The organism is Halalkalicoccus subterraneus (genome assembly GCF_003697815.1).
Lineage (GTDB): Archaea > Halobacteriota > Halobacteria > Halobacteriales > Halalkalicoccaceae > Halalkalicoccus > Halalkalicoccus subterraneus.
This window is the reverse complement of sequence record NZ_RDQG01000047.1, coordinates 13,496-33,688: the sequence shown is the minus strand read 5'-3', so window position 1 is coordinate 33,688 and position 20,193 is coordinate 13,496. Positions and strand designations below refer to the sequence as shown.

Here is a 20,193-nt window from a genome sequence, read left to right as displayed (position 1 = left end):
GACTGAGCGTCCGTTATTCATCATCCCCCGGACATGAGAACGGTGTGTGAGAGACGAGCGGTGCAAAAATCATCTCGTGGGTGGAGAACGGTCTCATAGAAGTATAATACAATGGGGTCTTTGATCGCTTCAACCGAAACGGACGATCCACTTCTCGTGTGGGTATCGAAGGAAAAACGGCTCCATACGTACGACCTACCCGCCGGATGTCCCCATAGAGGTGGTGAACAACTAGGATCGCAACCGGACTGGGAAAGCGCAAAAACCGCTTGCGGTCGGGTTCGACGCTCAGACCAGCGGGAGGACCGTCGAGAAGACGAGCGAGGCGATCAGACCAACGACACCGATCAGGATCGTCGCCATGGTCCAGGTCTTGAGCGTTTCAGCCTGCGTGAGCCCGCCGATCTCCTTGACGATCCAGAAGCCGCTGTCGTTGTACCAGGAGCAGAACGTGGCGCCCGCCCCGATCACCATGACCATGTAGGCGGGATTGACCGTCAGCTGGCCCGTGAACGGCGCCATGATGCCGGCCGTGGTGACGATCGCGACCGTCGCCGAGCCCTGGACGACGCGCACCCCGGCGGCGATTATCCATGCCGTCACGAGAAGCCCGAACCCGACGTTCTCCAGCGCGCCGGCGATGTACTCTCCTGCGCCCGCCGCGGCGAGCATCGCGCCGAAGGCGCCGCCGGCGGCGGTGATCGCGGCGATGTTCCCGCCGCTTTTGAGCGCCTCCGTGAGTTCGTCCGAGAACGTATCCGAGGAGAGGTCGCTCATGCGGTAGAACGTGAACGCCGCGACCAGCGCGGCGATCGTCAGCGAGAAGTTCGGATCACCGAAGAAGCCCGTGAAGGCAGCCGGCGCGCTCTCCTCGCCGACGAACGTCTCGACGCCCGTGTTCGCGGCCACCAGCAGAACCGCCAGCAGGATCGGGAGCAGGGACTCGAACATCCCCGGAAGGGCGCTGGTCGGTCTGTTGACTTTCTCCTCGAGCTCGTCGACGGAGGTCCCCATCGCGTCGCGCAGTGGGATGTCCATCCGGCGATTGATGAAGTGCCCGTAGCCGAGCCCAGCGACGAGTGCAGTCGGGAGCCCGACGAGAACGCCGGTGACGATCGTGGTCCCGAGGTTGGCGCCGAGCTCACCCGCCGCCAGCAGCGGGCCGGGCGTCGGCGGAACGAAGGCGTGGGTGGTCGCACCGGCGGCACCCACGGCGACGATGAACAGCGCGTAGCTCCCGCCCGTCCGGGTGCGAGCCGCCCGCGCGAGGGGCGCGAGCAGATAGAAGACGTTATCGAAAAACACCGGGATGGCGATCACGAAACTGCTTCCGAACAGCGAGAGTTCGGTCCGGTCCTCTCCGACGACCGAGCTGAACCCCCGCACGATCCGATCCGCGGCCCCGCTTTCGATCATCGACTTGCCGATGACCGCCGCCATGAGGATCGGGATCCCGATCCCGGCCATGTTGTCGCCGAACGCGGTGGCGAACTCGGCGGGTATCTCCGCGAATACGACCTCCGGAGTGACGATACCGACGACGAGCCCCGCGACGACGAGCGCGATGAACGGCGGCAAGTCGAGGACGACCAAGAGGAGTATGATCGCCACGATTCCGGCCAGGAGCGAAACGAGGGGCCCCTGCCCACCCAACTGCAGTATGGTAGTGTCGAACATTCCACTCGGAACCAACGAAAAAGATGCATTTAATAGTTATCCTATATGGTTGTTAATTGAAAACGGACCACCAGCCAGTACGCTTATTGGCGACCTGTCCGTCTGGGATCATATGAGCGACGTAGCGATCGTCGGCGGCGGGACGGCGGGACTGAGCGCGGCACTGTTCACCGCGAAAAACGGCCTCGACACCGTCGTGTTCGACACCGACCAGACGTGGATGCACAAGGCCCATCTGTTCAACTACCTCGGGATCGGCTCGGTCGACGGCAGCGCCTTCATGGCGACCGCTCGACAGCAGGTCGACGACTTCGGTGCCGACCGCCATCAGGGCGAGGAGGTCACGGCCATCGAGCCCGCGGACGATGGGTTCTCGATCACTACCGACGACGGCGAGTACGAGGCGACGTACCTGATCCTCGCGACCGGTGCGAAGCGCGACCTCGCCGAGGAGCTCGGTTGTGAACTCACCGACGAGGGTGTCGTCGACGTGGACGTGACCATGGAGACCAGCGTCGAGAACGCCTACGCGACCGGTGCGATGGGACGGACAGAGGAGTGGCAGGCCGTCATTTCGGCCGGCGACGGCGCCGCGGCGGCACTGAACGTTCTCACCAAGGAGAAAGGGGATCACTACCACGACTTCGACGTCCCCGCCGACGCCGAGGAGACCTTCGGTGGGATGGTTCCCGAGGAGGAATAACGCCCGCTCAGACCCCGGGGATCCCAACCGCGGAGGCCGAGACGAGCCCGGCGAGTGTGAGTGCGTACAGCGCCGCACTGGCGACGAGCCACGCGACGACTCCGATCAGGGCTGCAGTCGCCCAGCCGCCGGCGTGACGGAGGTTGATCACGCCGACCCACGCCACCAGCGCGAGCAACGCGCCGACGAGCGGTAGCCATCCCACGAAGAAGCTCACGAGCCCCCACGCGAGCGCCCCGAGCAGTGCGGTGAGCGCCGCCCCTCCGAACCCGATGGCTTCGTTCGTCGCGAGACTGACGCCGACGTAGATCCCTAGCGTCCCGACTATCAGACTGACCAGGAACACGATGATAGTATCGAGTACCATACACGATGTCCGATTGGCTGATTGATAAAAACGCTGCCTGCTGTCACCGACCGCTTACGGTTCGACGGGTTCGTACCCGGTCTCGCAGGGTGGGCCGTCCGCGAACCGATAGCTCGTCGCCCCGTTTTTCTCCGCCCGGATCAGCGACGACGAGCGGGTGCCGTACTCCTCGGCGTGGACGCAGAAGCCGTAGTCGTGATCCCGAAGGACGGCGGCCGCCCGCTCGTGCCACTCCGCCGAGCGCTCACCGGGTTCAGGCTGGAGCTCCTGGCGTGCCTGACGGGCGCTTTCGGCCTGTCGCTCGCCGAACTCCGCTCGCTCGGGGGGAATCTCGAACTCGCCGTCGGCACCGACGTTGACGACGACGTGAACGCCGGGGTCGACGTTTCGTACGCGCAGTCCGCCGTCCCACTCCAGTAAGAGTGCCGCGTTCTCGTCGAGCAGCGCGAGGTTGAACCCGTCGTACTCGAACTCGCCTACCGAGCGCTCGACGAACCGTGCGGCGTCCTCCGCTGATTCGCGTTCGAGGGCCTCGCCCACGAGCAGGCCACGCGAACGCTCGCCGGCGAGGTCGGCATCGAGCCACCGGTTCGTGATCACCGCACTCACGCCGAACTCGTTGTAGCCGATCCACGTCCCACCCGCCTCCTCGTCCCACGGGGCGATCACCCGCGGGTTCTCGCCGTAGATTCCGGGCGGATGGGACGGGCGACCGAGCGCTTCGTCCCTGTTGGCCGCGACGAGGACGGGGGCGTCCTCGAAGACCTGCCACGCGAAAAGCAGCGTACACACGCTTCAGTCCACCTCGAACCCCTCCCCGCGCAGGAGATCGGGAACGCGTCTCGCGTGATCGCCCTGAAGCTCGATCCGTCCGTCCTCGACGGTGCCCCCGACCGCGAGGGCGCGTTTGAGTTCCGAGGCGAGTTCCTTGAGATCGATCGCTGTCGGGTCCAGCCCCTCGACGATCGTCACCGGCTTGCCGTAGCGTCTCGACTCGACGCGGACCGTCGCGCGCTGGTCGGCGCGCGCCAAGTCGTCGTCGATGCCCAGCTCGTCGGGCAGCCCTGAGACCGATCCTAACCCCTCGTCTCTCTCGTCGACCATACCCGCGGTACGGGCTCGGAGGGCATAGCCCTGTGGCCACGTTTACCCGTCGTGACTCCCTACCCCGAGCCATGAGCGAACCCGATCGGAACCGGCTCGACGAGGAGGAGAGCCCGTATCTCAGACAGCACGCCGACAACCCGGTGAACTGGCAGCCCTGGGACGAGGCGGCGCTCGAAGAAGCGAGAGAACGCGACGTGCCGATCTTCCTCTCGGTGGGCTACTCGGCGTGTCACTGGTGTCACGTCATGGAGGAGGAGAGCTTCGAGGACGAGGAGATAGCGAAGCAACTCAACGAGGGGTTCGTCCCGATCAAGGTGGATCGGGAGGAACGCCCCGACCTCGACAGCATCTACCAGACGATCTGCCAGCTCGTCACCCGTCGCGGAGGGTGGCCGCTGTCGGTCTGGCTCACGCCCGACGGCCGGCCCTTCTACGTGGGAACGTACTTCCCCCGGGAATCGCGCCGGGGGACGCCGGGCTTCGGCGATCTGCTCGACAACCTCGCCGAGAGCTGGGGGTCGGATCGGGAGGAGATCGAGAACCGGGCCGACCAGTGGACCCGCGCGATCACCGATCAGTTGGAGGACGTTCCTGAAGCAGGTACGCGTCCCGAGGGCGTGCTGATCGAGGCCGCCGACGCCGCGCTGCGCGGTGCGGACCGCGAACACGGTGGGTTCGGCGAGAACGGTCCGAAGTTCCCCCAGACCGCCCGGCTGGAGGTCCTCTTGCGAGCGTACGACCGCACCGAACGGCGACCCTATGGCGAGATCGTTCGTGAGACCCTCGACGCGATGGGGAGCCGCGGGATGTACGACCAGCTCGGCGGTGGCTTTCACAGATACGCCACGGATCGCGAGTGGGTGGTTCCGCACTTCGAGAAGATGCTCTACGACAACGCCGAACTCCCCCGGACCTATCTCGCGGGCTATCGAGCCACCGGCGAGAAGCGCTACGCCGATACCGTCCGAGAAACCCTGGCGTTCGTCGACCGCGAGCTCGGCCATCCGGAGGGCGGGTTCTACAGCACGCTCGACGCCCAGAGCGAGGACCCCGAGACGGGCGAACGCGAGGAGGGGGCGTTCTACGTCTGGACGCCCGAGGAGGTCAAAGAGATCCTCGGCGAGGAGGTCGCCGAACTGTTCTGTGATCGATACGGCGTCGACCAGCGCGGGAACTTCGAAGGGAAAACGGTGCTGACGCTCGCCCGGAGCGTCGGGTCGCTGGCCGAGGAGTACGACATGGACGAACCCGAGGTCGAACGGCACCTCGAAAACGCCCGAACTGAACTGTTCACGGCGCGAGAACAACGCCCTCGACCGCGCCGCGACGAGAAGATTCTAGCGAGTTGGAACGGCCTGATAATTTCGACCTTCGCGGAGGCCGGGTTGACGCTGGACGAGTCGTACGCCGAGCGCGCCGTATCGGCTCTCGAGTTCGTTCGCGAACAGCTCTGGGACGCGGACGAAAAACGACTCTCGCGGCGCTACAAGTCGGGTGCGGTGAAGATCGACGGCTACCTCGAGGACTACGCCTTCCTCGCGCGCGGCGCGTTCGACACCTATCAGGCTACCGGAGAGGTCGAACATCTGGGATTCGCCCTCGATCTCGCGCGGGCCATCGAGAGCGAGTTCTGGGACGGGGAACGAGAAACGCTCTATTTCACGTCGGAGGCCGGAGAGGAACTCGTTGCGCGCCCACAAGAGCTTACCGACCAGTCGACCCCGTCGAGTCTGGGCGTCGCGTGTGACGTGTTGCTGTCGCTGTCGCACTTCGCCGAGACCGATTTCGAGGGAATCGTCGAGGCGGTCCTCTCGCGGTACGGCGACAGGGTTCGCGGAAACCCGCTCGAACACGCGACGCTCGCGCTGGTGGCCGATCGCTTCGAAACGGGTTCACTCGAACTGACGGTCGCTGCCGACGGGATTCCGGAAGACTGGCGCGAACGGTTGGGAGGGACGTACCTCCCCAACAGGATCCTCGCGCGGCGGCCGCCGACCGAGGCGGGGCTCGAGGAGTGGCTCGACGCGCTCGGTCTAGAGGAGGCACCGCCGATCTGGGCAGAGCGAGAACGCAGGGACGGACCGACCGCCTACGTCTGTCGTTCCTTTACCTGCTCACCGCCGGTCACCGACATTGAGGAGGCCTTGGAGTGGGCCGACGACCTCGATCCCGCGAACGCGGAGTAGGGCTACGCCGAGGCCTCGATCTCCCGGAGCTGTTCTGCGAGATGCGAGACGGCGGGGATCGGCTCGTTCTCGACGAACCGGGCGACCTCCTCGCCGTCGTGCTCGACGACCACCGTCGGGATGAGTTCAATACCGTACTCCTCGACCAGCTCACCCTCCTTCGAACCGTCGTCGCGCTTCTCGACGGGGTACTCGTGGACCCGTTCGTCGGGGATCCCGGCAGCGTCGAGGGCCGCGCCCAAGTCAGGAAGAACGGCTCGACAATCGCCACACCAGTCGCCGCCCCACACGCGGATCGTGAGGTCGTCGGCGTGTCGCTCGAAGGGTTCGAGGTCGCGTTCGTGTGCCTTCGGGTCCCACGTCGGGTTCGGGCGCATCGTTTCGAGACTCATGGTCGAGCGTTCGGGGGCGAGGATCTTAACGGGCGCGCTCAGTCGTCGGGGACGAGCGCCGTCAGTCCGATCCCCGCCGCCGAGAGGACGGCGAGCCCGAGAAACGCGCCGTCGAAGTAGTTCAGATCCGCGACCGCGCCGACGACGAGCGGGCCAGTCGCGCCGAGCGCGATGTGGCCCGTTCTGAGCAACCCGAGCCCGCTGCCTTTCATGTCGTCTGGCAGGGCGTTGACGAGGAACGTCTGGGTCAGCGGCGTCACGCCCAAGAGGGCGCTCGCGACGATCGTCACGACGACGAGGCCTGCAACGCCCTCGACGAACGGGAGGGCCGCGAGCGCGACCGTCGCGACCGCGATGATAACGTACAGCGTCGGCCGGGTACCAAAGCGGTCACCGCTCGCCCCCGCGACCGGCTGGACGGCGACGCCGCTCGCGAAAAACAGACCGAACAGGCCGGCGGCGAGGCTCGGAGAGAGGCCCTTTATCTCGACGAGATAGGTGGGATAGAAGCCCGTAAAGCCCTGATAGACGAAAAAGAGGAAGACGTGGACGCCCGTGACGATCAGGATCGCTCGCTCGGCGATCCCGCGGACGACGTATTTCAGGGTCTCCATCGAGAGGCTGTCGACGGCGCTCCCTTCCGAGAGCTTCCCCGGGACGACCCGGTAGAGGACGACCGCCATCAGGAAGAAAAGCGGGACCGTCACGCCGAAGCCGAGTCGCCACGAGAGGGTCGCCGCGAGTAAGCCGGCGATCACCGGCAGGATCGCGTTACCCGCCTCGCCGACGGCGAGCGTCAGGCCGATGGCGGTGCCGTCGCGCTCGTCGTAGATCGCCGAGAGGATCGTGAAGCGCGCGGGGCCAAAGAGCGCCGTCGAGAAACCAAAGAGCGCGGTCGCGAGAAACAACACGAACGCGGTGTTCGAGACGGCAACGATCGCGATCATCGTTCCGGAGACCAGCGTGCTGACCACCAATGCATTGCCCTCGCCGAGTCGATCCCCGATGACCCCGCCGGGGAACTGGCCGAGGGCGTAGGCCACCCAGAGGACGGTGATCAACAGACCCGCCGTGGTCAGCCCGAGCGAGAACTCCTCGCGAATGTACGGGAGGAGGGCGGGAAAGACGAGTCGGACGCCGAGCGAGAGGAACCAGCCGCCGGCCACTCCCAGCAGGATCCAGCCCCGGCCGCCGCTCCAGAGGTCGCGCGCGAGCGTTCGGAGGGCCACGAGCCGGACTGATTGCACGGTCGGTCCCACGCCAAGCGGTATCATTCACCTGTCGGTCCCGGCAGGATCGGAGGGTTCCGGACGAGTTGTTAATACATCCGGACTGAATTATTACTCAAGTCCATCAGGGGTTTATAGCTGTGTTCCCTACTCGTCGGGTATGGACGGGAGCATTCTGGACGCGATCGGGACGCCACTCGTCCGGGTCGACTCCCCCGAGGGCGCCACCGTGGCGGCGAAACTGGAGTCGTTCAATCCGGGAGGCTCGGCAAAGGACCGGCCCGCGATCGCGATGATCGAGGCCGCCGAGCGCGAGGGACTGATCTCGCCGGGCGATTCGATCGTCGAACCGACCAGTGGGAACACGGGGATCGGCATCGCGGTCGCCTCGGCCGCTCGGGGCTACGACCTGACGATCGTCCTCCCAGATACCATGTCCGAGGAACGTCGTCGCCTGCTGCGAGCCTACGGCGCGGAGATCGAACTCGTCGCCGGCGATATGATGGATGCGCGTGCCCGCGCCGACGAGATCATGGCCGATACTGGTGCGGTCCAGTTGGGCCAGTTCGAGAACCCCGCCAACGCCGAGGCTCACTATCGTACTACTGCTCCCGAGATCATCGAGGCCGTCGAGGGCCGCGAGATCGATGCGCTGGTCGCGAGCGTCGGGACCGGCGGGACGATCACCGGCACGGGTCGCCGGCTCAAAGAGGAGTACCCCGACATGGACGTGATCGCGGTCGAGCCCGAGGAGAACGCGGTGCTCTCGACCGGAACGGCAGGAAAAGACGAGTTTCAGGGGATGGGCCCGGGCTTCGTGAGCGAGCTGCTCGACGTCGAGTTGCTCGATTCGATCGAGACGGTCGCGCTCCCGGACGCCGAACGCGAGTGTCGCCGCCTCGCCCGCGAGGAGGGAATCCTGGTGGGCCAGTCGAGCGGCGCGGCCTCGATCGCCGCCCGTCGGGTCGCAGACGGGTTGGCCCGGCCCGATCTGAACTGTCCGGAGGCACCCGCCGCCTTCAGCGACGGTGGCCTCGAAGCCGGCTACGACGACTGCCCGCTGGTGGTAACGATCTTCCCCGACAGCGGCGAGCGCTACCTCTCGACGGGCCTGTTCGACTAATTCCCGAACTCCTCTTCGGCGACGCGCACGACGACCGTCTCCTCGACCTCGCGCAGGTCGTAGTCGGGGATCTCGCCGTTCCGCCGGGTGACGTACATCGGCTCGACCAGCGCCCCATCCTCGATACCGTAGACCGCGAGCGATTCGTCCGTCTCCTCGACGCTGATCCCGTTGTCCCGAACCCGCTCGGCGAGCGTCCGCGAGAGCCATTCGTCCTCGCTGATCGAGGGTTCCCTCACGAACGCCGTTTCCGAAAACCGCACCAGATACCAGTTGAGATCGTTCAGCAGCGAGACCGCACCGCCGAGACTCACCGTCTCGACGGAGATGGAGTTCTCCCACGGTTCGGAAAGGTCGTGGGTCGCGAGCACCCCGCGGGCGGTCTCGCGGGAGAGCAGTTCGAAGCGAACGTCCACCCCTTGCTTGCCGACGATACAGACGGTCGTCACGCGCGGAGAGTGTCGGGGCGTGCGAAAGTCGGTTTCGCTTCCGGCGGCCTATAGTTCGACCCGTTCGGTTCCCGCGACCGCCTCCGAAACCAGCGCCTCCAGATCGGGTTCGCTTTCCTCGACTTCCTCGATCGAGGCGTTCGTCTCGGGATAGTCGGGCGCGATCCGGTTGCAGCCCGTCTCGATGGCCGAGTCCTCGTAGGTTCCTATCCCCCGAGCGCGTGCGATGATCTCCTGTTTGTCCCACGTCAACAGCGGGCGATGGACGGGGAGCCGGGTTACGCTGTCGGTGACCGCGAGGTTCGCGCCCGTCTGGCTCGACTTCTGGCCGATCGCCTCACCGGTAACGATCCCCACCGCCCGCTCCGCCTCGGCGACCCGCTCGGCGACCCGGAGCATGAACCGACGCAGCGAGAGCATCCGTGTGTCCTCGACCCCGCTCATGAGGCGGTCGGCCGCCGCGCCCGCGGGCGCGATCCGGAGATCGAACCCGTGGTTGGGCGCATATCGCTCAAGCGTCCGGGCCGATTCGACCGCCCGGGCGACGTGATCCGCGCCGCCGTAGGCCTCGAAATCGAAATAGAGGGGGACGACGGGCGCGCCGCGTTTCATGACCTCCCACGCCGCGACGGGCGAGTCGATCCCGCCCGAGAGCAACGCCACCAACGGGCGCTGGGTTCCCAATGGAAGGCCGCCCGGCCCGGCACGTTTCTCGGTGAAGACGAACGCCTCCCGCTGGCGACACTCGACGTAGAACACCTGAGAGGGATCGTCGAGGTCGACCGCCGGTTCGTCCAGAGAGTCCCAGATCGCCTGCCCGCCCTCACGCTCGATGTCCGTGCTCGTAAACGGGTGGGCCTCGCGCTCGCCGGCACGGCGGGCCGAAACGGCGAACGGTCCCTCGACCCCGATCGCGCCGGCGACGTCGGCGAGTACCTCCCGGATAGCCGCCATCGTCGGCTCCGTCGAGATCGCGGGACTGGCCGAGACGATCCCGAACGTATCGCAGGCGGCGTCGGTCGCCGCATCGACCCTTCCGGTTCGAATCCGCGGTCGTGACCACTGCCAGTCGAGTTCTCCCGAGACGCCCCGCGAGTCGAGCATCGCCCGGAGGTTCGTTTCGAGCGCGCGCTCCATGTCCCGCTGGACCTTCGTGCTCTTGACGCCGATATCGCCGTAGCGTACGAGGACGGTGTCGGCTCCGGGCGGGGTCATTGGCGAGCGTAGACGAGCGAGTTATAAACGAGCTTCGAACGGTCTAGAAGGTCGAGAGTTCGCCGTCGATCGTGCGCCGGGTGATCTCGGAGACGTCCGCGAGTTCGCGGTCGACGATCCCGATCACATCCTCTTCGATGTCGGCGAGCGAAACGCCCTCCTCGGCGACGACGTGGGCGTCGGCGACGTGCGGTTCGTCGATCGGCCGACCGATTTGGGAGAGGAGACGGATCCGTAGGTCGCGGATCCCGTCCACTTCCTCGACGACCGCGTGGGCGATCTCGGTCGAGAGCAGGTTGTAGATCTTCCCGATGTGGTTGACGGGATTCTTTCCGCTCGTGGCTTCCATCGACATCGAGCGGTTGGGCGTGATCAGGCCGTTCGCACGGTTGCCCCGGCCGACCGAGCCGTCGTCGCCCTGCTCGGCGGAGGTACCGGTCGTCGTGAGGTAGATCGAGCCCTGCTCGTAGTCGTCTGCGGTGTTTACGTGTACTGAAACATCGCGGTCGGTGTATCCGCCGGCCAGTTCCGCGACGTGCTTGCGAACGCCGACGACCGCCTCGTCGTACTCGTCGAGGTCGGCGATGTACTCGTCGATCATCGCGGCAGCAACCGTGATGTCTATCCGACCACCCTCGCGTTTGCCCATGATCTTCACGTCGGGACCGACCTCGGGATTCGATTCGCTGTACTCGCCGTTGAGACTGCTTTCGGCCTCTAGAACTATCCGTTCGGTCTCGGTCAGCGGGGCGTGTCCCACCCCGAAAGAGGTGTCGTTGGCCATCGGTACCGTCGAGCCCTCCTCGCCGAAGACCTCTTGAAGGTCGCCCGACCCTTCGCCGAGTTTCACGTCGACGATGACGTCGGTGCCGAACTCCAGTTCGGGGACGTGCTCGGCGAGGTAGTCGCGGGCGGCTTCGAGGGCGATCTTGCCCGTCGGGATGCGGGTTCCCTCATACTCCTTGGTGGCGCGCCCGACGATCAGCAGGTAGATCGGGTCGATCATCTCGCCGCCGCCGAAGGCGGGCGCGGCATTGCCGGCGACGAGTTGGGTCTCGTCGGTGTTGTAATGAAGCACCTTGCCGACTCGGTCGATGTATTCGCGTGAGAGAGCACTGGAGACGCTTTCGGCGACGCCGTCGCAGATCGAATCGGGGTGGCCCAGTCCCTTTCGCTCGACGATTTCCACTTCCTGATCCTCGACTGCACGCCGGTCGATCGGCTCGACACGGATGTTCCGTTCGGTCATTGGCGAGCCTACACCTCCGGGCGTGCTATACCTTCCGATAACTTCGCCGGTGTTTATAACTCCAGTGTATGCCGTCGCATAGTATAACGTATGTGATCGATACTGCAGTACACCGAACCGCCGTCCGCTCCATTCCGGAGCAGAGACGGTTCGAGATCCCGATACTGCGGCATTGTGTCCGTTTTCCGTGCGGCACGACGGATGGAGACATTCCGGATACGAATGCCGATCTGCTCCGACACGATCCGTGGAACCGTCACCGGCTAACCAATGAGGGGTTCCGACGGAGGCTCACTCCCGATCGTGGCCGTCTTCGATCAGGAGTTCGAGATAGGAGGTACGGATCTCGTCGGCGGGATCTAGTCCGAGCGACTCGACGGTCCGACCGACTCCCTTGCGCGCGGCGTCGAGATCAGACTCGATGGCTTCGGTTTCGATCTCGACGAACGTTCCCAGATCGGTGACCGTATCGAGTGTCACTGTGTATCCCTCCAGCGAGAAACGTTCGCGGCGCTTCTCGACGGTCTCGACGGCCGAAAAGCCGAGCGAATCGAGGATCGACCCCATCACGTCGCCGTCACTCAGATCCGTCTCGCGCTCCTCGCGCGTTTTCGACGTCTCACCGACGAGGGGACCCTTATAGGTGAGCGTCGCGCGCGTCTCGCCGTCGCGCGTCTCGCGTCGGATCCGTAGTGCCTCGTCCGTTTCTGCGAAATCGCGCGTCGGTGCGTCGTAGTACGTGTCGCGCTGGGTGACGGCATCGATCCGGTTTGCGCCCCGCCGTTCGAGCCTCTCGTGGAGTCGTTCGTGCTCGGCCCGGAGTTTCATTTCGACCTCGTACATGACTCACACCAGTCCCCGCCTCCTCGAAAAATCACCCGCTTCCGGTCAGGATACGGACTGTGAACTCAAGTGACTGGATCCGAATGTCTCCCCGTCCGACCGCTTCCCCAGCCCGATTAATGGCCCCCTATGAGGGGGTCCGAATCGACTGCCGGCCAGTCGGGCGGTCGAAACAGCGTCCGTTCCCCCTCCAACCCGATTAGTAACTGAATATATTATCTATAATGTCATAGATAAATAAGTACTAAAAGAAAGTATAGAGAATCGATGTCAGAGATTAACCGTCGACGTATGATCCAGCTGTCCGGTGGTATAGCACTCGCGAGTATGGCCGGCTGTCTCGGAAGCGAGGAAGATCCGGACGAAGACCCCGACGATACGGGCGACGACTCGAAGGACGGCAACAACGGCGAGGAGAAGGAAGACGAGAAAAAGGAGAACGAGAAGAAGGAAGACGAGAAACCGAAAAACGGCGACGACGCGCCGAAAGTCGACGTCGAAACGCCGGACGGGGAGACGATAACCGTCGAGGCGAAGGACAAACCGACCGTGGTGCTGTTCGCCGACATCAGGACCGAGGAGGGCAAGTCCTACTCGAAGACGCTGGTCGACCTCCACGAGGAGTACGGCGACCGCGCGTACGTGCTCACGATCAACTCCAACACGGCGGTCTCGAAGAAGGACCTCGAGGAGTTCCACGAGAAGTACGGCGGCGACTGGGACCACGCGACGTGTGACGACGACGTCCTCGAGAAGTACGGCATCGAGGCCTCGGTGACGATCTACGTCATCGACGAGGACGGCAAGATCGCCTTCCACGCCGAGGAGGATATCGACCGGAAAACGGTCAAGAAGGCCCTCGAAGCGTACGCAGACGGCGATGTCGACGAGGAGGACATCGAGAAGGCGTTCGGCGCATACCGAGAGGGTGAGATCGACCAGGAGGACATGGACGCGGTCCTCGATGCGTACAAGAACGGCGACATCGACGACGAGGACATCGAAGCGGCGATCGAAACATACCAGGAGAGCTAACCCCGTCGATAGCTCGTGCCTGCGACGGGCACGAAACGTTGTTCTTAAGGCACGAACGGCTGTCGTCTGTGGTATGAGTGACGAAGAAGCGCCAGACGCAGCCGAAGATGCCGAGACCGAAACCGAAGAGACGCAGGACGGGCTCGGCGACGGCGATTTCGTCCGGCTCGCTTACACGGCGCGCACGGTCGATGGCGACCAGCTCGTCGACACCACGGACCAGGAGATCGCCGAGGACGAGGGTGTCGATGTCGAGGAGCGAAACATCGAACCCCGAGTGATCGCGCTGGGCGCGGGCCACCTCTTCGAGACCGTCGAAGAGGACATCGAGGGCAAGGAGGCCGGCGATTCGGGTAGCATCGTCGTCCCGGCCGAGGAGGCCTTCGGCGAGTACAGCGAGGACGAGGTCCGCACGATCAGCGCCGAGAAGATCCCCGAGGACGACCGGTATCCCGGTGCTCACGTCGATATCGACAACCAGCACGGCCACGTCGAAACGGTCATCGGTGGGCGCGCCCGCGTCGACTTCAACCACCCGCTCGCGGGCGAGGACGTCGAGTACGAGTACGAGATCGTCGACGTCGTCGAGGACCGCGTCGAGCGCGCGAAGGGGATGCTCTCGATGTTCATCGACGCCGACCTCGAGATGTGGGTCGAAACCGACGAGGTCGAGGAGGAGACCGTCGTCGAACCCGAGGAGGATGCGGACGGAGAGACTCCGGAGGAGTCTCAAGCAGACGGCGAAGACGCCGAGCCGGAGACCGAAACCGAGGTCGTCGAGAAGGAGACGCTGTACATCGAGGCCACTCCGGAGCTGACGATGAACCAGCAGTGGATGTTCCAGAAACAGCAGATCGCCCAGGACCTGATGGACCGCCTGGACCTCGATCGGGTCATCATCCAGGAGACCATCGAGGGCGGCGGTATGATGGGCGGTATGGGCGGTATGATGGGCGGCATGGGCGGCGGTGGCGGCGTCGAGGAAGCGCTCGAGGACGCCGACGTCGACGCCGACGAGATCGTCGAGGAGCTCGAAGGCGACCTGGATATCGACGCCGAGGAGTAATCAAGCGATATCGCGGCTCGTATCGACCCGCACGCGGTCGCCGAGTTCGAGTTTGATCGTCTCCGAAAGCGCACACCCGCCGCGGAACTTCGGCACCGCGAGCCGGTTCTCGATCGAGTCGCCGATGATCCGCGTCTCGAGCGAGAAGACTACGTCAGCCATGTATTCCGTGACATCGCGTCCGACCGGGGGGTTCGCCCCCAAAAGACAGTGAAGCACGGCAACGCTTTCGGCGTCGACCATGGCCGCTCGGAGATCGTTCATGAACCGACGGTAGCGCGCGCGCTCGCACCGTTCCAACGGGTCCGTCGGATCGACGATCAGCGTCGACTCCCAGGAAAGGCCCTCGATGAGTCGGTCCGCACCGTCGAGGGGTGCCTCGGCCGGGACTGGGGCTACTTCGGGCGCGCCCGTGGGGGCAGTCGTCCGCTCGAACGCCTCGCGGACCGCCGCCGCCGAGCGTTCGGTCGTCAAATAGAGCGTCTCGCGAGGCGCGGTGAGCTCGGACAACAGGAGCTCCGACTGGCTCGCGGGCGCGGCCGAGAGGACGACGACGCTTCCCACAGGAATCCCCCCACTCAACGTCCGGTCGAGCACGTCGATCCCCGTCGGCAGCCGTCGTATCACGTAATATTGTATAGGTATTCAAAAAGATATAAACGTTCGCTCCGTTAGAACTCGCTGGCGAGATGGTCCTCGTAGAACTCGAAAAAGCCCTCCTGATCGGGGCCTATCTGATGGAAGTAGACGTGATCGTAGCCCGCGTCGATGCAGGCCTCGACGCTCTCGATGAACGGTTCGGGATCCGAGCCGAGGGGGGTGGCGCTGCCACGGACGTCATCACGGTCGACCATCTCGGCCGCCTGCTCGAAGTGTGCCGGCATCGGGAGGACCTGGCTGAGTTCGCCCGCGATCTCGCCGTTCGGCCACGTCTCGTAGACCGTATCGAGCGCCTCCTGCTCGTTCTCGGCGTAACAGACGTCGATCTGAGTGTACTTCGGGCTGTCGCCGACGGCCTCGGTGTAGTTCTCGAGGGGGGCTTCCTTCGGGCCGACCGACCAGAGGCCGTCACCGATGTCGGCCGCCAAACGGGCTGATTTCGGGCCGAACGCCGAGACGACGATCGGCGGAGGTTCCTCGGGAAGGGTGTAGATCTTCGCGTTCTCGACGTCGTAGTAGGTACCGTGATGACTGTAGTTCTCCCCCTCCCAGAGGTCCCGTATCACGCCGACGGCCTCCTCAAGCATTTCCAGACGGACCGCCGTCTCGGGCCAGCGATCGCCCAACACGTGCTCGTTGAGGTTCTCGCCGCTCCCGACGCCGAAGAAAAAGCGCCCGTCGAGCATGTTCGCGGTCGTCGCCGTCGCCTGTGCGAGAACCGCGGGATGGATCCTGACGGTGGGACAAGTCACGCCGACGCCGACGTCGATCTCCTCCGTGGCCTGGGCGATCCCGCCGAGCGTCGACCAGACGAACGGGCTTTCTCCCTGCGCTTCGACCCACGGATGGAAGTGATCCGAGATCGAGACGAACTCGAAGCCGACTTCCTCCGCGCGGGCGGCGTTCTCGATCAGCGTGTTCGGCGGGTGTTCCTCGCTCGAAAGGGTGTAACCGAGTTCGACCATCGTGATCGGGTTCTGCACCATCGTTGTTAAGCGTGTGCCCGGCAACCGTCGCCGACCGCGGGATTCAAGACCTCCTGTGTCCCCTACCTTGTAATGCGGCACGACCACGTCCTGACCGCAAAACAGTTCTCCCGCGGGGACATCGAGGCGGTGCTCGACCGCGCGGCCGACTTCGACGGTCCGACGGGCGATACCCGCCACACCGATTCCGTGCTCGGGCTGCTGTTCTTCGAGCCCAGCACGCGCACCAAGATGAGCTTCGAGACGGCGATCAAACGCCTCGGCGGCGACACCATCGACATGGGCTCGGTCGACAGCTCCTCGGTGACCAAAGGCGAGAGTCTCGCCGACACGGTGCGGGTGATCGAGGGCTACGCCGACGCGCTCGTGTTGCGCCACCCCAAACAGGGCGCGGCGAAGATGGCCAGCGAGTTCGTCGACGTGCCCGTCATCAACGCGGGCGACGGCGCGGGCCACCACCCGACCCAGACCTTGCTCGATCTCTACACGATCCGGGAGAACGCCGCACTCGACGACCTCACCATCGGCATTATGGGCGATCTCAAGTACGGGCGCACCGTCCACTCGCTGGCTCAGGCGCTGACGAACTTCGAGACGACGCAACACTTCGTCAGCCCCGAGAGCCTCGCGCTGCCCCCCGAGGTGCGCTACGACCTCGACGAGGCCGGCGCGTCGGTTGAAGAACACACCGACCTCGAACCCGTTCTCCCCGATCTCGACGTACTCTACGTCACCCGGATCCAACGCGAACGGTTCCCCGACGAGAACGAGTACCGCGCGGTGGCCAGCGAGTACGGGATCGACCGCGCGATGCTCGACGAGGCGAAGGCGGACCTCTCGATCATGCATCCCCTCCCGCGGGTCGACGAGATCGACCCCGCGATCGACGACACACCGCACGCGGCGTACTTCGAACAGGCCCACAACGGCGTCCCCGTCCGGATGGCACTGCTCGACTCACTGCTATGACCGACACGAACTCAGCAGCCGACCACCAACTTCGCGTCGGCAAGATCCGAAACGGCACCGTCATCGACCACGTCACCGGCGGCCAGGCGCTCACCGTGCTGGCGATCCTCGGTATCGACGGCTCGAGCGGCGAGGAGATCTCCGTCGGGATGAACGTCCCTTCCGATCGGATCGGACGCAAGGACATCGTCAAGGTCGAGGGGAGGGAACTGAGCCAGGAGGAAGTCGACGTCCTCTCGCTGATCGCGCCCGACGCGACCATCAACATCGTCCGCGAGTACGACGTGGCGGAGAAACACCGCGTCGAACGCCCGTCGGCGGTCGTCGGCGTGCTCTCGTGCCCGAACGCCAACTGTATCACGACCGAAAACGAGCCCGTCGATTCACGCTTTGCGGTCCTCGGTGACGGCGTGCGCTGTACCTACTGCGGGACGCTGATCCGCGAGGAGTTCGCCGACCACATCGAAGTCGAGTAGCCAACCGACCTCCGAATACCGGAGCTGTCCTACCGTGCTTCGGGACCGTCAGCGAACGATCGTTACCGGAACGGGCGAGCGCCGCGCGACCGTCTCTGCGACGCTCCCCAGCAGGATCCGCGTCGCACCCGTTCGCCCGTGGCTCCCGATGACGACCGCATCGAACTCGCCCTTGCCAGCGAAGTCGACGATCTCGGGGGCGACGTGTCCGGTCACGACCCGCATTTCGACCCCCGCATCGATCTCGTCTCGTGCCTCCTTCAGCAGGTTCTCGGCGTGTTCGCGAGCCTTCTCGTGGCCCGGAATCGATTCGGGGTCGTCGGCGAACGCTCCCCAGTACCCCTCGACGGGGATCACGTGTAGTGCGGTGATCTCGCTTTCGGGAAACGTCTCGTGGGCGTATCGCAGCGCCGTCCGCGCCGGTTCGGAGTCATCAATCGGGACGAGAATTTTCATCATGGTCGTTCGTGTTACACTACGGGCGGAGAGGACAAAACCGGTTCGCGCGTTTTCAGGCGTCGGGAACGACCGGGGATGGTTTTCAACGGGGTGACTAGTGGAAAGTATGAGGAGACGATTTTCACGGAGCGAGAACGGTGGGTCGTCACCGGACAGGTAGTTCGAACAGTCGACCGACCGGTGATCGTCGTCCAGCGCGTGAAATAACTGTGTTGTACAACCGGAAGGTATTCGGAGGCGTGGGATCGACGTTCGCGTATGTCGTTCGTCGCGTCGCTCGAACCGGAGGCCGAACCGATCTGGGAGGCCATCCACGACCACCCGATGGTTCGGGGGATCGGGGATGGGAGTTTGGACGAAGCGCCGTTTCGCTACTGGGTCCGCCAGGACTACGTCTACCTGATCGAGTACAACCGCGTGTTCGCGCTGGGGGCCGCCCGCGCACCGGATCTCGAACGAATCGAGCGCTTTGCGGACCTGCTTTCCGAAACCGTCTCGACCGAGATGGACCTGCACCGCTCGTACGCGGCGGAGTTCGGGATCTCGGAGGCGGAGTTAGAGGAGACGGACCCCTCGCCGACGACGCGTGCGTACACCGACTTCCTCGTCCGGACCGCGGCGACCGGGAGTTTCGGCGAGCTGGTCGCCGTACTCCTGCCCTGTATGTGGGGGTTCAACGAGACAGGGAGGAGGCTCGCCGAAGAGGGGGTTCCCGACCACGAGGGGTACGCCGCGTGGATCGAGACCTACGCGAGCGAGGAGTTCACCGAACTGGCCGAGTGGTGCAAGGAGCTCATGGACGAGGTGGCCGCCGAGGCGGGGGAGACCCGCCGAAACCGGTATCGCGAGGCATTTCTCACCTCCGCGCGCTACGAGTACCGGTTTTGGGACGCGGCGTGGCACGAGGAGGAGTGGGCAATATGAGCGGTCCTGCCTCCTTCGAGGAGTACGCGGCCGAACGCGAGGGCGCCCGGTTTACCGACTGGCTTCGGGAGCGCTCGGAACCGCACTGGACGGCGACGACGACCCACCGGTTCGTCGAGGAGCTCGGCGCGGGAACCCTTTCCGAGCAAGTGTTCGCCCGGTATCTCGTTCAGGACTACGCGTTCGTCGAGACGCTCGTCTCGCTGGTCGGCTACGGCGTCGGACAGGCCCCGGACATGGAATCGAAAGCTCGTCTGACGGCGTTTCTCTCGGCGATCATCGGCGACGAGGACGACTACTTCCGGCGGTCGTTCGAGGCCCTCGGAGTACCCGAATCGGCGTGGAGCGATCCGAGGATGAACCCGACGACGGCCGGGTTTCGTGACCTCCTCCTGCGAGCCGCCCACGAGGGCGGATACGCCGAGACGCTGGCCGTACTGGTGCCCGTCGAGTGGGCGTATCTGGAGTGGGCGAGCGCGATCGAGGAGTCGCCCGAGGCGTTCTACCTCGCGGAGTGGATCGAACTCCACACGATCCCGGAGTTCGAAGCGACCGTCGAGTGGTTGCGCTCGGAGCTCGACGAACACGGATCCGCGTGTTCGGCGCGCCGGCAGGCACGCCTCGACGCGCTGTTCTCTCGCGCGATGGCGTTCGAGGTGGGGTTCTTCGACACTGCCCTGGAGACCGCGTGATCGCCCGGTGGAGGCTATGCCGTATCATCCGGGGGTCCTCCGTGACGGCGGCCGGAGCGAGATCACTTCGATGCGGACACTCGGAGGCACTTACTCGATCAACGGGAGGACGATCGCGAAGACGATCGGCGAACAGAGCGCGAGTCCGATCCCGCCGATCTCCATCAGTGTAAAGAGCGTTACCTCCCACTCGGGAAGCGAGCCGAACACCGTCGGGCCGAACGCGTGACCGAGGATGCCGACCGCGAACACGACGACTCCCAGCGCGAACCCGCCGCGGGCGTACTGGGAATACGCCAGTCGTTGATACTGACCCATGGTTTGATACAGAACGATGTGTGGCAAAACTGTGTCGCACTCCCGCGGCGCCGCCGGACGTAGCAACG

Annotated in this window: 23 protein-coding genes; 9 read left to right on the top strand and 14 right to left on the bottom strand. The window is 64.9% G+C overall.

The features are described 5' to 3' along the window. Window positions 1–288: 288 nt before the first annotated feature. Entirely contained in the window at window positions 289–1,677 is a 1,389-nt protein-coding gene (locus EAO80_RS12095) for a GntP family permease (protein WP_122090142.1), read from the bottom strand. Window positions 1,678–1,789: 112 nt separating this feature from the next. Here EAO80_RS12095 and EAO80_RS12090 point away from each other — a divergent pair, with 112 nt between their 5' ends. Then, a complete protein-coding gene (locus EAO80_RS12090) occupies window positions 1,790–2,380 on the top strand; it encodes an NAD(P)/FAD-dependent oxidoreductase (RefSeq protein WP_122090141.1) in 591 nt (196 codons plus the stop codon). A gap of 7 nt (window positions 2,381–2,387) precedes the next feature. On the opposite strand, the gene EAO80_RS12085 is transcribed toward EAO80_RS12090, so the two are convergent. From EAO80_RS12085 to yciH, 3 genes are read right to left on the bottom strand one after another with little or no spacing between them, the layout of a single operon-like run. After that, window positions 2,388–2,747 (bottom strand): hypothetical protein, encoded by a 360-nt coding sequence (locus EAO80_RS12085; protein WP_122090140.1) that lies wholly within the window; start codon window positions 2,745–2,747, stop codon window positions 2,388–2,390. A gap of 54 nt (window positions 2,748–2,801) precedes the next feature. Then, window positions 2,802–3,539 (bottom strand): NRDE family protein, encoded by a 738-nt coding sequence (locus tag EAO80_RS12080; protein ID WP_122090139.1) that lies wholly within the window; start codon window positions 3,537–3,539, stop codon window positions 2,802–2,804. Between the two features lie 3 nt (window positions 3,540–3,542). Further along, on the bottom strand, window positions 3,543–3,851 hold the full coding sequence (yciH, locus tag EAO80_RS12075) for a stress response translation initiation inhibitor YciH (RefSeq protein WP_122090138.1): 309 nt from the start codon (window positions 3,849–3,851) through the stop codon (window positions 3,543–3,545). 71 nt (window positions 3,852–3,922) lie between these two features. On the opposite strand from yciH, the gene EAO80_RS12070 reads away from it, so the two are divergent. Beyond that, a complete protein-coding gene (locus EAO80_RS12070; RefSeq protein WP_122090137.1) occupies window positions 3,923–6,040 on the top strand; it encodes a thioredoxin domain-containing protein in 2,118 nt (705 codons plus the stop codon). A gap of 2 nt (window positions 6,041–6,042) precedes the next feature. Here EAO80_RS12070 and EAO80_RS12065 read toward each other — a convergent pair whose 3' ends face one another. Both EAO80_RS12065 and EAO80_RS12060 read right to left on the bottom strand, forming a co-directional pair. Further along, the gene (locus EAO80_RS12065; RefSeq protein ID WP_122090136.1) at window positions 6,043–6,432 is read right to left on the bottom strand and encodes a thioredoxin family protein; all 390 of its coding nucleotides are present in this window, start codon (window positions 6,430–6,432) and stop codon (window positions 6,043–6,045) included. 38 nt (window positions 6,433–6,470) lie between these two features. Continuing rightward, on the bottom strand, window positions 6,471–7,679 hold the full coding sequence (locus EAO80_RS12060) for an MFS transporter (RefSeq protein WP_162993989.1): 1,209 nt from the start codon (window positions 7,677–7,679) through the stop codon (window positions 6,471–6,473). 142 nt (window positions 7,680–7,821) lie between these two features. On the opposite strand from EAO80_RS12060, the gene EAO80_RS12055 reads away from it, so the two are divergent. Next, window positions 7,822–8,784 (top strand): PLP-dependent cysteine synthase family protein, encoded by a 963-nt coding sequence (locus tag EAO80_RS12055; protein WP_122090134.1) that lies wholly within the window; start codon window positions 7,822–7,824, stop codon window positions 8,782–8,784. On the opposite strand, the gene EAO80_RS12050 is transcribed toward EAO80_RS12055, so the two are convergent. The 4 genes from EAO80_RS12050 to cyaB form a co-directional block, all read right to left on the bottom strand. Beyond that, window positions 8,781–9,233, bottom strand: a complete 453-nt coding sequence (locus EAO80_RS12050) for a DUF5804 family protein (RefSeq protein WP_122090133.1) — start codon at window positions 9,231–9,233, stop codon at window positions 8,781–8,783. The two genes, EAO80_RS12055 and EAO80_RS12050, sit on opposite strands and share 4 nt — an antisense overlap. A 48-nt stretch (window positions 9,234–9,281) precedes the next feature. Next, entirely contained in the window at window positions 9,282–10,448 is a 1,167-nt protein-coding gene (locus EAO80_RS12045) for a tRNA sulfurtransferase (protein WP_122090132.1), read from the bottom strand. Between the two features lie 43 nt (window positions 10,449–10,491). Next, a complete protein-coding gene (locus EAO80_RS12040) occupies window positions 10,492–11,697 on the bottom strand; it encodes a methionine adenosyltransferase (RefSeq protein WP_122090131.1) in 1,206 nt (401 codons plus the stop codon). Between the two features lie 291 nt (window positions 11,698–11,988). After that, window positions 11,989–12,540 (bottom strand): class IV adenylate cyclase, encoded by a 552-nt coding sequence (gene cyaB, locus EAO80_RS12035; protein ID WP_122090130.1) that lies wholly within the window; start codon window positions 12,538–12,540, stop codon window positions 11,989–11,991. 291 nt (window positions 12,541–12,831) lie between these two features. Between cyaB and EAO80_RS12030 the strand changes: the two genes are divergently transcribed. Both EAO80_RS12030 and EAO80_RS12025 read left to right on the top strand, forming a co-directional pair. Then, a complete protein-coding gene (locus EAO80_RS12030; protein WP_122090129.1) occupies window positions 12,832–13,575 on the top strand; it encodes a peroxiredoxin family protein in 744 nt (247 codons plus the stop codon). Window positions 13,576–13,648: 73 nt separating this feature from the next. Further along, on the top strand, window positions 13,649–14,641 hold the full coding sequence (locus EAO80_RS12025; protein ID WP_122090128.1) for an FKBP-type peptidyl-prolyl cis-trans isomerase: 993 nt from the start codon (window positions 13,649–13,651) through the stop codon (window positions 14,639–14,641). Here EAO80_RS12025 and EAO80_RS12020 read toward each other — a convergent pair whose 3' ends face one another. Both EAO80_RS12020 and EAO80_RS12015 read right to left on the bottom strand, forming a co-directional pair. Continuing rightward, window positions 14,642–15,265, bottom strand: a complete 624-nt coding sequence (locus EAO80_RS12020) for an RAD55 family ATPase (RefSeq protein ID WP_368280537.1) — start codon at window positions 15,263–15,265, stop codon at window positions 14,642–14,644. Window positions 15,266–15,312: 47 nt separating this feature from the next. Further along, the gene (locus tag EAO80_RS12015; RefSeq protein ID WP_122090162.1) at window positions 15,313–16,266 is read right to left on the bottom strand and encodes a TIGR03557 family F420-dependent LLM class oxidoreductase; all 954 of its coding nucleotides are present in this window, start codon (window positions 16,264–16,266) and stop codon (window positions 15,313–15,315) included. A 93-nt stretch (window positions 16,267–16,359) separates the two neighbouring features. On the opposite strand from EAO80_RS12015, the gene pyrB reads away from it, so the two are divergent. Together pyrB and pyrI are read left to right on the top strand one after the other, a co-directional pair. Further along, entirely contained in the window at window positions 16,360–17,256 is an 897-nt protein-coding gene (pyrB, locus tag EAO80_RS12010; RefSeq protein WP_122090126.1) for an aspartate carbamoyltransferase, read from the top strand. Continuing rightward, window positions 17,253–17,732, top strand: coding sequence for an aspartate carbamoyltransferase regulatory subunit (pyrI, locus tag EAO80_RS12005; RefSeq protein WP_122090125.1), 480 nt, complete (start codon window positions 17,253–17,255; stop codon window positions 17,730–17,732). Before pyrB ends, pyrI begins: the two co-directional genes overlap by 4 nt. A gap of 48 nt (window positions 17,733–17,780) precedes the next feature. Here the strand turns inward: pyrI and EAO80_RS12000 are convergent, their stop codons facing one another. Next, window positions 17,781–18,188: a universal stress protein gene (locus EAO80_RS12000; protein ID WP_122090161.1), complete on the bottom strand. Its 408-nt coding sequence runs from the start codon at window positions 18,186–18,188 to the stop codon at window positions 17,781–17,783. A 261-nt stretch (window positions 18,189–18,449) separates the two neighbouring features. Here EAO80_RS12000 and tenA point away from each other — a divergent pair, with 261 nt between their 5' ends. Further along, window positions 18,450–19,115 (top strand): thiaminase II, encoded by a 666-nt coding sequence (gene tenA, locus EAO80_RS11995; protein ID WP_122090124.1) that lies wholly within the window; start codon window positions 18,450–18,452, stop codon window positions 19,113–19,115. Continuing rightward, window positions 19,112–19,807 carry a TenA family protein gene (locus EAO80_RS11990; RefSeq protein ID WP_122090123.1) on the top strand — a complete coding sequence of 232 codons (696 nt, stop codon included), beginning with the start codon at window positions 19,112–19,114 and terminating at the stop codon, window positions 19,805–19,807. The genes tenA and EAO80_RS11990 overlap by 4 nt, the downstream gene beginning before the upstream one ends. A gap of 90 nt (window positions 19,808–19,897) precedes the next feature. Here the strand turns inward: EAO80_RS11990 and EAO80_RS11985 are convergent, their stop codons facing one another. Then, window positions 19,898–20,125: a DUF7860 family protein gene (locus tag EAO80_RS11985; RefSeq protein WP_122090122.1), complete on the bottom strand. Its 228-nt coding sequence runs from the start codon at window positions 20,123–20,125 to the stop codon at window positions 19,898–19,900. Between the last annotated feature and the right edge of the window lie 68 nt (window positions 20,126–20,193).

What these genes read in the sequence shown, in the direction of transcription:
- EAO80_RS12065 (WP_122090136.1), bottom strand. Translation starts at nt 6,432, where the DNA reads ATGAGTCTCGAAACGATGCGCCCGAACCCGACGTGGGACCCGAAGGCA.
- EAO80_RS12095 (WP_122090142.1), bottom strand. Translation starts at nt 1,677, where the DNA reads ATGTTCGACACTACCATACTGCAGTTGGGTGGGCAGGGGCCCCTCGTT.
- EAO80_RS12055 (WP_122090134.1), top strand. Translation starts at nt 7,822, where the DNA reads ATGGACGGGAGCATTCTGGACGCGATCGGGACGCCACTCGTCCGGGTC.
- EAO80_RS12070 (WP_122090137.1), top strand. Translation starts at nt 3,923, where the DNA reads ATGAGCGAACCCGATCGGAACCGGCTCGACGAGGAGGAGAGCCCGTAT.
- cyaB (WP_122090130.1), bottom strand. Translation starts at nt 12,540, where the DNA reads ATGTACGAGGTCGAAATGAAACTCCGGGCCGAGCACGAACGACTCCAC.
- tenA (WP_122090124.1), top strand. Translation starts at nt 18,450, where the DNA reads ATGTCGTTCGTCGCGTCGCTCGAACCGGAGGCCGAACCGATCTGGGAG.
- EAO80_RS12085 (WP_122090140.1), bottom strand. Translation starts at nt 2,747, where the DNA reads ATGGTACTCGATACTATCATCGTGTTCCTGGTCAGTCTGATAGTCGGG.
- EAO80_RS12025 (WP_122090128.1), top strand. Translation starts at nt 13,649, where the DNA reads ATGAGTGACGAAGAAGCGCCAGACGCAGCCGAAGATGCCGAGACCGAA.
- EAO80_RS12090 (WP_122090141.1), top strand. Translation starts at nt 1,790, where the DNA reads ATGAGCGACGTAGCGATCGTCGGCGGCGGGACGGCGGGACTGAGCGCG.
- pyrI (WP_122090125.1), top strand. Translation starts at nt 17,253, where the DNA reads ATGACCGACACGAACTCAGCAGCCGACCACCAACTTCGCGTCGGCAAG.
- pyrB (WP_122090126.1), top strand. Translation starts at nt 16,360, where the DNA reads ATGCGGCACGACCACGTCCTGACCGCAAAACAGTTCTCCCGCGGGGAC.
- yciH (WP_122090138.1), bottom strand. Translation starts at nt 3,851, where the DNA reads ATGGTCGACGAGAGAGACGAGGGGTTAGGATCGGTCTCAGGGCTGCCC.
- EAO80_RS12030 (WP_122090129.1), top strand. Translation starts at nt 12,832, where the DNA reads ATGATCCAGCTGTCCGGTGGTATAGCACTCGCGAGTATGGCCGGCTGT.
- EAO80_RS12040 (WP_122090131.1), bottom strand. Translation starts at nt 11,697, where the DNA reads ATGACCGAACGGAACATCCGTGTCGAGCCGATCGACCGGCGTGCAGTC.
- EAO80_RS12015 (WP_122090162.1), bottom strand. Translation starts at nt 16,266, where the DNA reads ATGGTCGAACTCGGTTACACCCTTTCGAGCGAGGAACACCCGCCGAAC.
- EAO80_RS11990 (WP_122090123.1), top strand. Translation starts at nt 19,112, where the DNA reads ATGAGCGGTCCTGCCTCCTTCGAGGAGTACGCGGCCGAACGCGAGGGC.
- EAO80_RS12045 (WP_122090132.1), bottom strand. Translation starts at nt 10,448, where the DNA reads ATGACCCCGCCCGGAGCCGACACCGTCCTCGTACGCTACGGCGATATC.
- EAO80_RS11985 (WP_122090122.1), bottom strand. Translation starts at nt 20,125, where the DNA reads ATGGGTCAGTATCAACGACTGGCGTATTCCCAGTACGCCCGCGGCGGG.
- EAO80_RS12000 (WP_122090161.1), bottom strand. Translation starts at nt 18,188, where the DNA reads ATGAAAATTCTCGTCCCGATTGATGACTCCGAACCGGCGCGGACGGCG.